This window comes from Peribacillus sp. TH16 (assembly GCF_016651095.1).
Taxonomy (GTDB): Bacteria; Bacillota; Bacilli; order Bacillales; family DSM-1321; genus Peribacillus; species Peribacillus butanolivorans.
Window position 1 is genome coordinate 1,488,730 of the sequence record NZ_JAEKEM010000009.1, and the last position, 14,833, is coordinate 1,503,562.

11 protein-coding genes and 1 other annotated feature are annotated in these 14,833 nt (G+C 40.5%); of the genes, 5 read left to right on the top strand and 6 right to left on the bottom strand.

What is annotated here, in order from left to right:
• Window positions 1–60: 60 nt before the first annotated feature.
• Window positions 61–277 (bottom strand) — a binding site (T-box leader).
• A 146-nt stretch (window positions 278–423) separates the two neighbouring features.
• Complete coding sequence (locus JFV29_RS21235) at window positions 424–3,447, top strand: transglycosylase domain-containing protein (RefSeq protein WP_201186209.1); 3,024 nt, start codon at window positions 424–426, stop codon at window positions 3,445–3,447.
• A 196-nt stretch (window positions 3,448–3,643) separates the two neighbouring features.
• Here JFV29_RS21235 and acsA read toward each other — a convergent pair whose 3' ends face one another.
• Window positions 3,644–5,362 (bottom strand): acetate--CoA ligase, encoded by a 1,719-nt coding sequence (gene acsA / locus JFV29_RS21240; RefSeq protein WP_098175764.1) that lies wholly within the window; start codon window positions 5,360–5,362, stop codon window positions 3,644–3,646.
• Window positions 5,363–5,712: 350 nt separating this feature from the next.
• Between acsA and JFV29_RS21245 the strand changes: the two genes are divergently transcribed.
• Genes JFV29_RS21245 through JFV29_RS21255 form a run of 3 tightly spaced genes read left to right on the top strand, consistent with a single transcriptional unit; the run spans window position 5,713 to window position 8,197 of the window.
• A complete protein-coding gene (locus JFV29_RS21245; protein ID WP_201186210.1) occupies window positions 5,713–6,345 on the top strand; it encodes a GNAT family N-acetyltransferase in 633 nt (210 codons plus the stop codon).
• Window positions 6,346–6,372: 27 nt separating this feature from the next.
• Complete coding sequence (locus JFV29_RS21250) at window positions 6,373–7,023, top strand: acetoin utilization AcuB family protein (protein WP_201186211.1); 651 nt, start codon at window positions 6,373–6,375, stop codon at window positions 7,021–7,023.
• Window positions 7,016–8,197 (top strand): acetoin utilization protein AcuC, encoded by a 1,182-nt coding sequence (locus JFV29_RS21255; RefSeq protein WP_201186212.1) that lies wholly within the window; start codon window positions 7,016–7,018, stop codon window positions 8,195–8,197. Before JFV29_RS21250 ends, JFV29_RS21255 begins: the two co-directional genes overlap by 8 nt.
• Window positions 8,198–8,294: 97 nt before the next feature.
• Here JFV29_RS21255 and ccpA read toward each other — a convergent pair whose 3' ends face one another.
• Window positions 8,295–9,299 (bottom strand): catabolite control protein A, encoded by a 1,005-nt coding sequence (gene ccpA, locus JFV29_RS21260; protein ID WP_056529426.1) that lies wholly within the window; start codon window positions 9,297–9,299, stop codon window positions 8,295–8,297.
• 380 nt (window positions 9,300–9,679) lie between these two features.
• Window positions 9,680–10,756, bottom strand: coding sequence for a bifunctional 3-deoxy-7-phosphoheptulonate synthase/chorismate mutase (locus tag JFV29_RS21265; RefSeq protein ID WP_053347323.1), 1,077 nt, complete (start codon window positions 10,754–10,756; stop codon window positions 9,680–9,682).
• Between the two features lie 241 nt (window positions 10,757–10,997).
• Here JFV29_RS21265 and JFV29_RS21270 point away from each other — a divergent pair, with 241 nt between their 5' ends.
• A complete protein-coding gene (locus tag JFV29_RS21270) occupies window positions 10,998–13,139 on the top strand; it encodes a cell division protein FtsA (protein WP_201186213.1) in 2,142 nt (713 codons plus the stop codon).
• Between the two features lie 56 nt (window positions 13,140–13,195).
• Here the strand turns inward: JFV29_RS21270 and ytxJ are convergent, their stop codons facing one another.
• The 3 genes from ytxJ to JFV29_RS21285 form a co-directional block, all read right to left on the bottom strand.
• Window positions 13,196–13,522 (bottom strand): bacillithiol system redox-active protein YtxJ, encoded by a 327-nt coding sequence (gene ytxJ, locus JFV29_RS21275; RefSeq protein WP_201186214.1) that lies wholly within the window; start codon window positions 13,520–13,522, stop codon window positions 13,196–13,198.
• 134 nt (window positions 13,523–13,656) lie between these two features.
• Complete coding sequence (locus tag JFV29_RS21280; RefSeq protein ID WP_201186215.1) at window positions 13,657–14,238, bottom strand: YtxH domain-containing protein; 582 nt, start codon at window positions 14,236–14,238, stop codon at window positions 13,657–13,659.
• A 47-nt stretch (window positions 14,239–14,285) separates the two neighbouring features.
• Entirely contained in the window at window positions 14,286–14,795 is a 510-nt protein-coding gene (locus JFV29_RS21285) for a DUF948 domain-containing protein (protein WP_053347327.1), read from the bottom strand.
• Between the last annotated feature and the right edge of the window lie 38 nt (window positions 14,796–14,833).

Sequence of the window (14,833 nt, forward strand, 5' to 3'; positions counted from 1 at the left end):
CTCCTTCAAATCCGAAAATATCCCGCAAAAAGCATACAAAAACGCCCCTTCATATAAATATGAAGGGACGAATAAATTCGCGGTACCACCCAACTTGAGGACATAAAGCGTCCTCCGCTCGAGACGAATAACGGTCGTCAACCGTTTCCTGCTACTAATCATTTCACAGCAAATGCTCAAGGAAGTAATTCATCTCACTATATGTACCGATTTCCACTGACCACCGGCTCTCTAAAACAGGGATAGTTTGACTACTGGGTCCTATCATCGCGCTTTTTTAATAAATTTTATTGTTAATAAGTTTTTATCATACATAACATTCATTGTCAACATCACCCTTACAGATTCTAGAAAAATATGAAAGTTCGCCTTTCCCTTCCGTGTTATATGCTATAATATATGTGATTTCAGGGGGTATGATACATGAATAATAATCAAAAAGATAGATTTCAAACAGCATGGAAACAGCTAACCCGTTTTTTTCAAAATGAAAAAACACAAAAAAATGCAAGGGTTACATACCAAGTCATTTGGAACCTAACGTTGATCCTCATTATTGTTGGGGTTCTAGGATTCTCATTCGCCGGCGGCGTTGGAGCCGGCTATTTCGCTGCCCTCGTCAATAATGAGCCGGTACGCTCAAAGGATGATTTAAAAAAGGACATTTACAATTATGAAGAGACCTCTGAGGTATACTTTGCGGATAAAGTATACTTGGGCAAGCTCAAGAGTGACCTTGATCGTGAAGAAGTGTCCATCGATAAAGTTTCCGACCATCTTAAAAATGCAGTCATCGCTACAGAAGATGAGTATTTTTATGAACATAACGGAGTTGTTCCGAAGGCTATCCTGCGTGCAGTTTATCAGGAATTTACGAATGCATCCGTTCAATCAGGTGGAAGTACTTTAACACAACAGCTCATAAAAAACCAAGTCTTAACGAACGAAGTATCATTTGAACGGAAAGCAAAAGAAATTTTACTTGCGCTCCGGGTCGAGAAGTTCTTTGAAAAAGAAGAGATTTTAGAAACCTACCTAAACGTCTCCACTTTGGGACGAAACTCTTCCGGACAGAATATTGCTGGTGTCCAGTCGGCTGCCGAAGGCATTTTCGGAGTGGAAGCTAAAGATCTATCTTTACCCCAATCTGCCTTTATTGCAGGATTACCGCAAAGTCCTTTTGGGTATACTCCATATACCCAGCAAGGGAAACTTAAAGATAATCTAGAGCCCGGAATTAACCGGATGAAAACCGTATTAAAACGAATGTATAGCAATGAATACATAACAAAAGAACAATATGATAAAGCAATCGCATACGACATAACAAAAGACTTTATCGGTAAAAAGGCGTTGCCCTCTGAGAAATATCCATGGCTCACCTATGAAATAGAAAAACGTTCCATTGAAATTTTGTCACTTAGCTTAGCAAAAGAAGATGGATATGAAGAAAAAGATTTAGAGAACGATGATTTAAAAAAGCAATATTTAGCACTAGCTGATCGTAAACTGCGTCAAAACGGCTATAAAATTTATACGACAATCAATAAAAAGATCTATGACCAAATGCAAGAAGTAACTAAAAACTATCCAAATTTCGGATATGATAAAACCGAACAGGTCATCGATCCGGATACGAAAGAAATGAAAACTGTAAAAGAGCCCGTTGAGGCGGGAGCTATCCTTATTGAAAATAAAACAGGGAAAATCATCAGTTTTGTCGGTGGACGTGACTTTAAACGGGAACAAACAAACCATGCAACATCATCACTACGGTCAAATGGTTCAACGATGAAACCGCTATTGGTATACGGTCCAGGCATTGAGCTAGGAAAGATTTCACCTGGGAGTGTAACAGCCAACGTACCAATTACCATTCCAGGCAATACGCCGTGGCGGCCGGGAAACTATGGCGGCGGAAGCCTCACCGGCTTAACGACAGCTCGGGAAGCGTTAAAGAATTCGTATAATATTCCAGCTGCCCTATTTTACATGAAAATCATCAACCAAAATCCGGTTTCCTATTTGGAAAAAATGGGCTTTACATCTTTAACAAAAGGAGATTACTCAAATCGTGCCATGTCATTAGGTGCCTTGGACAAAGGTGTAACCGTTGAAGAAAATGTCAATGCGTTTGGCACATTTGCCAATTCAGGGGAATTCGTTGATGCTTATATGATTGACAAAATCGTATCAAAAGATGATGAGGTCATCTATGAACACAAAGGAAAACCAGTAAAAGTATTTTCACCGCAAACTGCTTATTTAACGCTTGATATGATGCGGGATGTCGTAAACAGCGGTACGGCGGCTTCGGTCAGGAACCGACTTGCTTTCTCCAGTGACTGGGCAGGTAAAACCGGGACTGGACAAAACTATTGGGATGCTTGGTTTGTCGCCACTAATCCAAATGTAACATTCGGTACATGGATGGGTTATGACACACCGAAGTCTTTAAAAGGGACCTATAATGGTCTTGAATATAATAAACGTAATATCTATTATTGGGCAGATTTGATAAATGCCGCATACAAAGTCGATTCAAAACTCGTCGACCCTGATAAGCGGTTTGAGATGCCCGGCGGAATTGTCAGTCGTTCCTTCTGTGGCGTTTCAGGCCTTCTGCCTTCAAGTTCATGTCAAAAGGCTGGACTTGTCAAGTCTGATTTATTCATCGCCAAATATGCCCCATCTAGAGCAGATAATAGTTTCATAGATGGACAATATGTATCAGTCGGCAGCAAACGATACGCGGCTCTTCCACAAACACCGAGCGAATTCACAAGCGGTGGGTTCATGCTGAATCCTGCGTCCTTTGAAGATATCGGATTGAAATATGTGGATGATCCCGGATCCTTAATTCCCGGAGGAGAAAAATGGGGCAATGTCGTCGGGACGAAAGCGACACTTAATGATAATGGAAAAGCGCCTAATGCCCTTTCTATCACTGTAAGTAACAATAAGATTTCATGGGGGCTTCACCCTGAAGGAGATGTCGTCGGCTATCGTGTCTACAAAAATGGTAGAAAAGTGGCGAGCATTAATTCTGGGGGTAATCTTGTTTACACTGCCGGATCAGGTGGATCTTATTACGTAACAGCTGTAGACATAGTCGGCAAAGAATCAGCACCTTCGCAACACGTTGAAATTGGCGCTAAAAAGACAAGTGCAAAAGCGGAAGCTAAAGATAAAGATAAAGACAACAAATCAAAAGATTCCACTAAGAATAAAGATAATATCGCAAATGAAAAAACAGATACCGAAGAGAAAAAACCAGACTCAAAAGAAGAGAACGTTACTGCAGAAAAAGACAAAGATACAAACAACACAGATAAAGAAGATACAGGAAAAGATACAAATATAGACAAAGAAACAGACCAAAATAAAGACCAAAATACAGACCAAAACAAAGACACAGATAAAGCTGAAGAAGAGGAAGAAGAATAACACGCTTCTTGAAGTAACTTAGCAGGCTGCGGGGAAACGACCCGACAGCCTGTTTTTTTATAGATTTATTATTTCCTATGCTATTTAACTTGATTAGCATAGGACCCTTAAACTTTAAACACATGAAAAAGGCATCCATGCCAATGAACATGGATGCCTTTTTTCTACTATTCTTGATTCCAGATAACTCGGCTTTTTAATCTTCCATTGATGATAAATCACCAGTTGGAAGATCAAGTTCCCAAGCTTTCAAGACCCGGCGCATGATTTTACCGCTTCGTGTTTTCGGAAGTTTATCTCGGAATTCAATTTCACGTGGTGCGGCATGTGCTGCGAGACCTAGCTTAACAAATTGACGAATTTCTTCAATTAATTCATCGTTGGCTTCGTATCCGTCACGAAGGGCAATAAACGCTTTAATAATTTCGCCCCGGACTGGATCTGGCTTCCCGATAACCCCTGCTTCAGCAACGGCTGGATGCTCAACCAACTTGCTTTCCACTTCGAAAGGACCTACTCTTTCCCCGGCTGTCATGATGACATCATCTACGCGGCCTTGGAACCAGAAATATCCTTCTTCATCCATATAAGCGGAATCCCCAGAAACATACCAATCGCCTGGCATAAAGTAAGATTCATATTTTGACTCATTATTCCAGACAGTCTTCATCATTGAAGGCCAGCCTTTTTTAATAGCAAGGTTCCCCATTCTGTGCGGAGGAAGCTCTTTACCTTGATTATCCACTATTGCCGCTTCCACACCTGGGATCGGTTTCCCCATCGAACCCGGTTTGATTTCCAGGCAAGGATAATTACAGATGAGTTGAGCACCTGTTTCCGTCATCCACCATGTGTCATGGATGCGGTGATTGAATACTTTCATCCCCCAGCGGACCACTTCCGGATTCAACGGTTCACCGACACTTAAGACATGGCGGAGAGAACTTAAATCGAATTGTTTAACGATTTCGTCTCCTGCACCCATCAGCATCCTGAACGCAGTCGGCGCACTATACCAGACCGTAACACCAAAGTCTTGCAGAGTTTTGTACCAAGATTCAGGCTTAAATCGACCACCTACGATGACATTCGATGTACCTGTCAGCCATGGACCAAAGATACCGTAAGACGTCCCTGTCACCCATCCAGGATCCGCTGTGCACCAATACACATCTTCTTCCTGTAAATCAAGGACCCATTTTGCCGTTTGATAATGCTGAACCATCGCATTATGTACGTGGAGCACACCTTTTGGCTTCCCTGTCGAACCAGATGTATAGTGAAGAATCAGTCCATCAGCGCGGTCCACCCATTCAATCTCAAATTTTTTGTCCGCTTCTTTTAGTTTTTTATTAAAGTGATAATATTTTCCTTCTTCTTTGATATTTTCCCCCACTAAAAAAATATGTTTCAAATGGGGCAATTCATCCACCGGGACACGAGGCAAAAGCTCAGGAGTCGTTACTATCACACTTGCCTCGCTATCTTCCAGACGATCTCTTACGGCGCCCTCCATGAAAGCTTCGAACAACGGACCGACTACTGCTCCAGTTTTAATGGCACCTAGTAATGCAAAATAAAGTTCCGGGGAGCGAGGCATGAAAATGAAAACACGATCACCCTTTTCCACCTTGGCAATGTTCTTGAACACATTGGCCGCTTGGTTTGAATAATCTTTCATTTCCTTAAATGTGTACTTTTCATTTCTTTTTTCATCTTTGTAATAAAGGGCGACCTTGTTTTTTCTGTATGTTTCAACATGGCGGTCAATGGCTTCATATGCGAGATTCACTTTACCTGTTTCAGACCAGGAGAATTCCTTTTCCGCTTCAGACCAGTCAAACGTCTTGTATTTTTCATCGTAATTCTTTAAATTAAAATTACCCTCAACTACTGGCAGCGCTTTCACATTCATACGACATACTCCCCCTTTTTTCAGCTTTATATTTTGTATTATAGTATAAAATTCTAATTTTCTCAATTTTTAAAATACTTATTTTTTCCATATTAGGGTAAATTAATTCGCTATAAATTTTGAAAACTTAAGGCGAATATTGCTAAAGGGTGATTACGAATTGATATCCGGAACATAAAGCCATGTTGTAACAAAAGATTCAAATATGTCTCGAACTTTCAGAATTATCTCACTTGTTTTTTATGTATAATTTATGTAAACTTTCCATTTGGTTAGTTTTCAAGCATAATGAATCTTATACTTTGGGATATAAGTATAAAAGATAACTATTTTACAAGGTTGGTGAAAGAATGGAATATAGTAAGACCTATTACGCTAAGGAATTGCAGACATTAAGCGGCACACTTATCATTGAAGGCCCGCTTAATGGACAAAAAATGGCATCCTATGAGTTTCACGAAGACTTAGTCGCCTTTCGCCCACCTGCTCTGCAGCATAAAGCGTTAATCGAGATCGCAGACTTGCCTGAGGGCAGAATCTTTATAGCGCGTGAAAATCAGACCATCGTTGGTTATGTAACTTATTTATATCCCGACCCCTTGGAACGCTGGTCAGAAATCAAGATGGATGACCTGATTGAGCTTGGTGCAATCGAGGTCATCCCTAAATATCGGGGTGCCTCCGTCGGGAAGAACTTAATCCGTCTCTCCATGGAAGACGATTCGGTAGAAGACTTTATCATCATCACAACTGAATACTATTGGCATTGGGATTTGAAAGGGACAGGATTGAATATTTGGGACTATCGCAAAATCATGGAAAAAATGATGAGTGCCGGCGACTTGGTCTACTTTGCAACAGATGACCCGGAAATCAGTTCCCATCCAGCCAACTGCCTGATGGCGCGTATTGGAAAAAGAGTGCCGCCTGAATCTATCCAGAAGTTTGACCAACTACGTTTTATGAATCGATTTATGTATTAAAAAGGTGAGTAAAGAGGAGGAACAAATATGATTGTTGAAAAAATAATGAATGAAGATATTATTTCTCTCACTCCAACAGATACAATCCATAACGCTGTCTTAATCATTAAGGAGAAACGAATTCGCCATATTCCCATTGTCGATGACAACTTTCAACTTGTGGGATTAGTCAGTGACCGTGATATACGGGATGCTGCTCCTTCGATTTTCCGCACCTCAGAATACAAAAATGATTTACAAAAACCACTAGCCAGCATCATGAAAACAGATATAATCACAGGGCATCCGCTAGATTTTGTTGAAGAAATCGGGGCTGTATTTTGTGAAAACAATATCAGCTGCTTGCCAATCGTGAAAGAAAAAAAGTTAGTAGGCATTATAACCGGTTCTGATTTGCTTCATTCTTACGTTGAATTAACAGGGGTTAATCAGCCCGGTTCCCAAATTGAAATTAAAATTCCGAATAAAGCAGGGGCGCTTTACGATATTGCCCTCATTTTCAAAAAGCGCAATTTGAATATCCTGAGTACTCTTGTTTATCCGGAAAAAACTGAAATTGATTATAAGATTCTTGTAATCCGTGTGCAGACAATGAATCCATTTATGGTGGTGGAGGATTTAAAGAAAGAAGGCTATACCGTTTTATGGCCTAGTCTACCGGGGATTTCTCATGACTGATAAATCACTGTTTGTCTATTCCGATGAACTCCTTACCTATAAATTCAGCGACGAGCATCCTTTTAATCAAAAGCGGCTTAAGCTCACGCTAGATTTGTTAAAAAAACACCATGCAATTAGTGATGATCAAATTATAAAACCTAGAATCGCTACCGATGAAGAATTAGAACTGATTCACGACCACCATTATGTAAACGCTGTCAGATTGGCGGGCGAGGGAAAACTTCCTCTTGAAAAAGCCGTAAATTATGGATTAGGAACAGAAGATACTCCAATTTTCCCTAATATGCATGAAGCAAGTGCCTTACTAGTAGGTGGAACCTTAACGGCCGTGGATGCCGTTATGACCGGTCAGTCTCTGCATGCCCTGAATCTTGGTGGGGGCCTGCATCATGGTTTTCGCGGCAAAGCTTCGGGCTTTTGTATTTATAATGATAGTTCGGTCGCGATTAAATACTTACAAAAAAAATATGGCGCACGTGTCTTATATGTCGATACGGATGCCCATCATGGTGACGGCGTACAATGGTCGTTTTATGATGACCCAGAAGTCTGCACTCTATCCATTCATGAAACAGGACGTTATTTGTTTCCCGGCACTGGCAATATTAACGAACGAGGGCAAGGAAAGGGCTACGGCTATTCATTCAATATTCCCGTCGATGCGTTCACGGAAGATGACTCCTGGCTCGAATGCTACACAACTTCCTTTAAAGAAGTGGTTGAATTCTTCAAACCGGATGTCATCTTAACACAAAATGGTGCCGATTCTCATTATTATGATCCACTCACCCACCTATCTGCCACAATGAAGATTTACAGGGAAATACCAAAATTGGCTCACGAATTGGCCCATCAGTATTGTGAAGGCCGCTGGATTGCAGTTGGCGGCGGAGGGTATGATATCTGGCGTGTCGTTCCGCGTGCCTGGTCGAGGGTCTGGCTTGAGATGACGAATAATGATATATCTGGCCCCCTATCGAAAGAATGGCTTAATACATGGCAGCCTGAGTCCCCTGTGACGCTCCCAAATGAGTGGGATGATATGGAGGACATATACGAACCGATTCCAAGGAAACCAGAAATTACCGAGAAGAATGCCCAAACGCTCGAAAAGGCTCTTTATCCCATCCGAACTTCCAAACAAACATCAACAAGTAATGATAAAAGCTGACTAAAAAGGTCGTTGAAAAACGATCTTTTTTCGTCAAGACCCTTCATATAGTTTTCAAAACTAAAAGAGAGTGCCCTAAGGACACTCTCTAACCAGCTTATTTCGTTGATTGCCGCTCTTCAATTCGATGTGGTAAGATCACTTTTTCATGACCCTCCTCCACTTGTTCTTTATTCATCAATTTTGTCAGAAGCCTCATTGCAACCGCTCCAATATCGTATAAAGGTTGAACGATCGTCGTAATTTGCGGGCGAACCATTAAGGTCAATCGGGTGTTATCAAAACTGATCACTTCAAAGTCTTCCGGTACATTATAGCCTTTGTCCTGAGCAGCATGGACAATTCCTAGAGCCATTTCATCAGCGCCGACAATGAACGCTGTCGGTTTCTTTTCAGCTTCCAGAAACTTATCAAAAGACTCAATCCCTGAATCATATGTATAATCGCCATCAACAATATAACTCTCATCGAATGAAAGCCCCGCTTCTTTCAACCCTCGTTTATAACCAGCTAATTTCTTTTCATTAATTAGCGCGGACAAGTTTCCAGTTACAAAAGCAATATGCTCGTGACCCTTTTGGGCGAAGAAGGTAACTGCGTCAAATGCAGCTGCTTCATAGTCAATATTAACGGATGGGACTTGTCCGCTTTCTTCTACCGAACCAGCCAATACGATTGGAACAGGTGAATTTTTAAACTCTCTCACATGTTCATCCGAAATATTGCCACCCATGAATACGATACCATCTACTTGTTTTCCAAGCATCGTATTCAACAAATGAAATTCCTTATCTATATTCTCATCAGAACTGCTTAGAATGATATTGTATTTATACATAGTCGCAATATCTTCTATGCCTCGTGCTAACTCGGCAAAAAAGATACTAGAGATATCTGGGATAATAACCCCTACTGTTGTTGTTTTCTTGCTGGCAAGACCCCTCGCCACTGCATTAGGACGGTATCCTAACCTATCAATCACGTCTGAAACTTTCTTTCTTGTTGCAGGCTTTACATTTGGATTCCCGTTTACTACGCGGGACACAGTGGCCATAGAAACATTCGCTTCGCGTGCCACATCATAAATGGTTATATTATTCATTCATCCATTCCTCCATTTCTTTCATTTTTCCCATAAAAGACTCGAAATATTTGAGAAAAATTCTTTTATACGTTTTTCTTCTATAAGGAAGATTATTTTAGGAACAATCTGACTAACAAAAATGCAGTCCTACTCTTTCTTCTCAGCCATGATTCATAATCTCTACAAGTATAAAATTCACATAGATATCACTTTATGTATGACTCAACCTTCCGAACAGTTCTCATTCTTGTTATTTATCATACGATAGTAGAATCTTTCCTGCAATCCAATAGTGCCTTTTTATAGACTTTTTCTGCAAAAACAAGTATCTTACCATTAAAAATAGCCCTTGCCAAGATGGTAAGGGCCGTAAGTGCATATTTTAAAAACCTTCTAGCTTATACTGTTACCCAGTTCAAACGTTTAATTTCTTCGTAGAATTCATCAAATTGTTTGAAGTCCATTTGCTGTGCAGAGTCTGATAAAGCAACAGACGGATCAGGATGAACTTCTGCCATGACACCATCCGCACCGATAGCAAGAGCTGCTTTAGCTGTTGGAAGCAATAGGTCGCGTCGTCCAGTAGAATGCGTTACGTCAACCATAACCGGTAAGTGAGTTTCTTGTTTTAAAATCGGAACAGCAGAGATATCAAGTGTATTTCTTGTTGCTTTTTCGTAAGTACGGATACCGCGCTCACAAAGGATGATGTTACCATTACCTTGTGACATGATGTATTCCGCTGCATGAATGAACTCCTCGATTGTTGCAGCAAGTCCACGTTTCAAGAGAACAGGTTTATTTACGGCACCTGCAGCTTTTAACAAGTCAAAGTTTTGCATGTTACGTGCTCCGATTTGGATGACATCAATATGTTCAACCGCAGCTTCGATGTCGTTTGCACTCACGATTTCACTGATTACAGCTAAGCCGTATTCATCAGCTACACGCTTAAGAATTTGTAAGCCTTCCAAACCAAGTCCTTGGAAATCGTATGGAGAGGTACGTGGTTTATATGCACCACCGCGCATTAATTTCAAGCCTTTTGCTTTGATGACTTCAGCTACTGCAGCTGTTTGTTCATAAGATTCAACGGCACATGGTCCGAAAACAAAGCTTGGAATTCCGTTCCCAATCAATTCGCCTTTAATGTCGATGATTGTATCTTCCGATTTTTGTTTTCTAGAAACAAGAAGCGTTTTCTTCTGGTCATCTTTTTGAAGTTCCAAGCCTAATTTGAAGATTTCTTTGAAAATATGTTTAATCGAACCAAGGTCAAGAGGTCCTTGATGATTAGCTTCGATAAGGTCCAACATTGTTCTTTCACGGACCGGATCGTAACGGTTTACACCTTGTTTTTCTTTTACGCGGCCAATTTCCTGTACAAGTTCAGCACGTTGATTAATAAGATGTAATAACTGAAGGTTCACATCATCCAGTTGATTACGAAGTCCATCAAGCTCTTTGTTGCTCATTACAAATCCATCCCTTCGTTTTTTAAAATTAAAACCGGTTCAGCGATTAAAAGCCCAAATTATCTATTTGAATTTTCACTCATTTGCCCCGATTATTTTATCCAATGAAAAATTTTATAATATTTCATGTATAATTAAATCAATTATAAATGAAGTATCTTTAAATGTCACTACATTTTTCTTTAATAATTAAACGCTTTTAAGCATTAAAGTCATAATTACATAAAAGTAGGTGTTTACCATGTACGAAAAACTGTTTGCTTTAGATATTGGAACACGATCCGTTGTAGGAATTATATTGGAAAAAAAGCAGGAAAGCTATAATATAATAGATATTTTATCTGAAGAGCATTCTGAGAGAGCCATGCTCGATGGACAAATTCATGATGTCCTTGCCGTATCCAAAGTCATTACTCATATCAAAAGTCAACTTGAAGAAAAACACGGTTCCTTAAAGAAGGTTTCCGTGGCTGCTGCCGGAAGGGCCTTAAAAACGGAACGGGCGGAAATGGCGATCAATATTGGAGGCAAGCCGATGCTGACACGTGAAGATATCCTTCACCTTGAATTCAGTGCCGTCCAGGAAGCACAGGCCGTTGTTGCCAAACAAACCACTTCCCATTCCATGTATTATTGCGTTGGTTATTCTGTTTTATACTACCGGCTTGATGGACAGGAAATAGGTAGTCTAATTGACCAGAGCGGTGATGAAGCATCTGTTGAGATCATTGCTACCTTTCTTCCGAAGGTTGTCGTAGAATCACTGCTGTCAGCCTTAAAGAGAGCGGATTTGGAAATGCAGGCTCTCACCCTTGAGCCTATAGCAGCTATCAATGTACTCATTCCGTCATCCATGCGGCGCTTAAACGTCGCTTTAGTAGATATTGGAGCCGGGACATCAGATATTGCCCTGACAGATTCAGGGACAGTCATTGCCTATGGGATGGTGCCAATTGCCGGTGATGAAATAACCGAGGCAATCAGTGACTACCTGCTTCTTGATTTCCCATTAGCCGAAAATGCAAAAAGAGAGTTAATCGATCATGATCATATAACAGTTACAGATATCCTCGGTTTTGCCAACGATGTTTCCAGGGAAGATATCATCCATAATATTCATCCCTCACTCGATCGTTTGGCCGAGTCAATCAGTACGGAAATTCTATCTCTGAATAACGCAAAACCGCCAAAAGCAGTGATGCTTGTTGGTGGCGGAAGTCAGACACCAGAGCTTCCCCGACTTTTGGCTGAAAAATTAAATTTGCCTGAGAACCGAGTTGCTATTCGTGGTATAGAAGCCATCCAAAACCTCGGGATTTCAGATACGATTCAAAAAGGTCCCGAATTGGTTACCCCAATTGGCATAGCCATTGCAGCCGATAAAAACCCGATACAGTATATGAGCGTAACCGTTGACGACCGTCCCATCCGTCTATTCGATATGAAACGGACAAGCCTGGGGGATTGCCTGCTCACGGCCGGTATCCGGATGAGTAAACTGTACGGAAAGCCTGGGATTGCTAAAATTGTACATATCAATGGGCAGCAGATTACGCTTCCAGGAGGACACGGGAAGAAATCTCTTATTACTTTAAATGGGAAAGAAGCCTCCTTAGATGATGAAGTTAGAAATGAGGATGTCATTATAACCAAAAAAGGTGAAGACGGTGAGCCCGCTATTTTACGGATAAGCGATGTGCTTGATGACCACTCCAGTAAAAAAGTTACCCTTAATGGAACAGAACATAGGATTTGGGCCTCTATCACCAGAAATGGAAAAGCGGCGTCTGGCAATGAACTTGTTGAGGACCATGATCAAATAACCTGCGAAATGCCTGGAACAATCCAGGAATTAATTAAGGCGGTTCAACAGCCTGAGCTCCTTACTCGTCTTGAACCTTTTTCCTTTCAGTTAAATGGTAGAGCCATTCGGCTCCCGGCCTTAACAGGAAGAATCACTAAAAATGGTTTAGAATCGAAACTTGCCTACTCTTTTGATGATGGAGATGAAATAGAAATCACAAGACGGACCCAGCCAACATTACTGGATGTTGCTGACGCCCTTAATATTCAGCACACCTTCTCCATCCCTGTTTTTTATGAGGGTAATCAAGTTATCCTCTCTAAGAAACTAGCTGAGTTTCGGCGGAACAACGAACTTCTTGAAGAGAATGATTTCATTCATACAGGAGATTCAATCAGCTTAGTCCGACAAAAACTAGAACCATTTATTTTTCAGGATGTATTCCGCCATGTCGAAATTGACTTGCCCGCTCAAGGAGATAAACGCTTTACCCTTATCAAAAACGATCAAGAAACGACCTTTCATGAAGTAATTTCTCCCGGGGATCATTTAAAAATCCTTTGGCCAACTACTGTATGAATGAAGGCGGAATAAAAAAGCCGGATCCCTCAAGCAAAGGGATCCGGCTTTTCAACTTATTCAGAGATAGCTTTAGTTAGTGAATCGTATGTAATTCTCCAATGAGATTCATTCCAGGCTGGTTTTCCATTTTTAAAAAGAATAACCTGTGGCGATTGATGTTTAATATCAAATGTTTCTGCCACATAATTGGATAGAGGACGCGCTTCTTGAACGGCTAAATAGGCCGTTTTTAGTTCCTCGTTCGCTGCCATATACTTTTCATATTGTTCATATGCTTCAGCGCTGACTGGACATGTTAAACTATGCTTGAAAAGAAGGAACGTCTCCTTATTTAAAAGCTCATTGAATTGTTCTTCTGAATCAATTTTATTTATTGTCATTTTTTGAAGTCTCCTTTCATTATTAGCATAGTTTATCATCAAAAAGACGATGAAGCTATCGTACCGCTTCATCGCTTGATTCTTGACAAACTTCTATGCGCCTTCACCAGTAATATATGAATGAAGATTTGAGTTTAATTTTTTAATTTATTTTCTGTTTCATCAAATGCTTTTTTCGCTTCATCAAGCTTTAATTTTGCCGTATTCTTGTTTCCGCTTGTAGGATCGGCTGGAGCATTTTCTGAATCCGTGTTGTTATCGTTCGTATAATTGGTTTCGACCGATACGATTGGAGCATCTGAAGTTCCAGTTACATCAATATCCTTATTACTCGAATTTGTAGTATCATCGGCAGCATCACCGTTTTCTTCTTTACCCACTTTTAAACTTTTCACTTTATTAACAATACCAGATGATTTATTAGAAACAATTTCAGTGACAGAGCTTGTTTTTTCTTTGGCAGTATCGGCCAGAGCTGTACCTTTTTCCATTGCCGTTTGTCTTAGTTTTTCTGTTTTCTCTGAAAGATTTCTAGCTTGTTCATTTAAATCACTTCTTAATTCCTTACCTGTTTTCGGAGCCATAAACAGCGCTGTTGCTGCTCCAATCATGCCACCGATTAAGGCGCCAATCATAAAGTCCTTTGAATTGATAGAGTCGCATTCGTCCTCATATGATTTCTGGTAGTCCTTTGTCGGAAATTCTTTTTGAGTCATAGTACATTCCCCTCTCAATTTTCAGTTTATTTTTATTTAACTAGATTTTAAGATCTAGAGCGTAAAAACCTTTTTTTAGGTAAGTTATCTGTTTCTAGTGCTTCCCGTTCTAACTCCGCTCTTTCATTTGGAGTCGGGGCAGCCTGCTTATTTCTGGATTTCCATTTGTCCCGAATTTCCAAGGCTACATTACTCCATTGTACAATTTGGGAAATTCGCTCTTGATTATTATCAATCTCCGTCTGCACCTTATGGGAAACCTTTTGGACGGAAGTGTTAAAGCTTGAGATGGATGTGCCGACATCCTTCACAGCATCTACTACTGTGTTCAGATTTTCTGATTTTTGTTGCAAGTCTTCAGCCAACGTATTTGTTTTATGTAATAGCTGGGTAGTTTCGAGCGTTATGCCCTGCATTTGGCTTTCAAGTCCTGTCAGCGTCCGGGCCACGCTGTCCAAGGTAGCTTGAAGTGATGTGAGTACCTTGGTTAAAAAAATAACAAGGACTAAGAAAGCAATCGCTGCAATTGCAGCACTTACGTATAAAATAATCTCCATTGGAACACCTCCGAAAAAAATCGACTATTAAGTAACTG

Excerpts from the sequence above, each read along its gene's own strand:
- JFV29_RS21235 (WP_201186209.1), top strand. The coding sequence starts at position 424 with ATGAATAATAATCAAAAAGATAGATTTCAAACAGCATGGAAACAGCTA.
- acsA (WP_098175764.1), bottom strand. The coding sequence starts at position 5,362 with ATGAATGTGAAAGCGCTGCCAGTAGTTGAGGGTAATTTTAATTTAAAG.
- JFV29_RS21245 (WP_201186210.1), top strand. The coding sequence starts at position 5,713 with ATGGAATATAGTAAGACCTATTACGCTAAGGAATTGCAGACATTAAGC.
- JFV29_RS21250 (WP_201186211.1), top strand. The coding sequence starts at position 6,373 with ATGATTGTTGAAAAAATAATGAATGAAGATATTATTTCTCTCACTCCA.
- JFV29_RS21255 (WP_201186212.1), top strand. The coding sequence starts at position 7,016 with ATGACTGATAAATCACTGTTTGTCTATTCCGATGAACTCCTTACCTAT.
- ccpA (WP_056529426.1), bottom strand. The coding sequence starts at position 9,299 with ATGAATAATATAACCATTTATGATGTGGCACGCGAAGCGAATGTTTCT.
- JFV29_RS21265 (WP_053347323.1), bottom strand. The coding sequence starts at position 10,756 with ATGAGCAACAAAGAGCTTGATGGACTTCGTAATCAACTGGATGATGTG.
- JFV29_RS21270 (WP_201186213.1), top strand. The coding sequence starts at position 10,998 with ATGTACGAAAAACTGTTTGCTTTAGATATTGGAACACGATCCGTTGTA.
- ytxJ (WP_201186214.1), bottom strand. The coding sequence starts at position 13,522 with ATGACAATAAATAAAATTGATTCAGAAGAACAATTCAATGAGCTTTTA.
- JFV29_RS21280 (WP_201186215.1), bottom strand. The coding sequence starts at position 14,238 with ATGACTCAAAAAGAATTTCCGACAAAGGACTACCAGAAATCATATGAG.
- JFV29_RS21285 (WP_053347327.1), bottom strand. The coding sequence starts at position 14,795 with ATGGAGATTATTTTATACGTAAGTGCTGCAATTGCAGCGATTGCTTTC.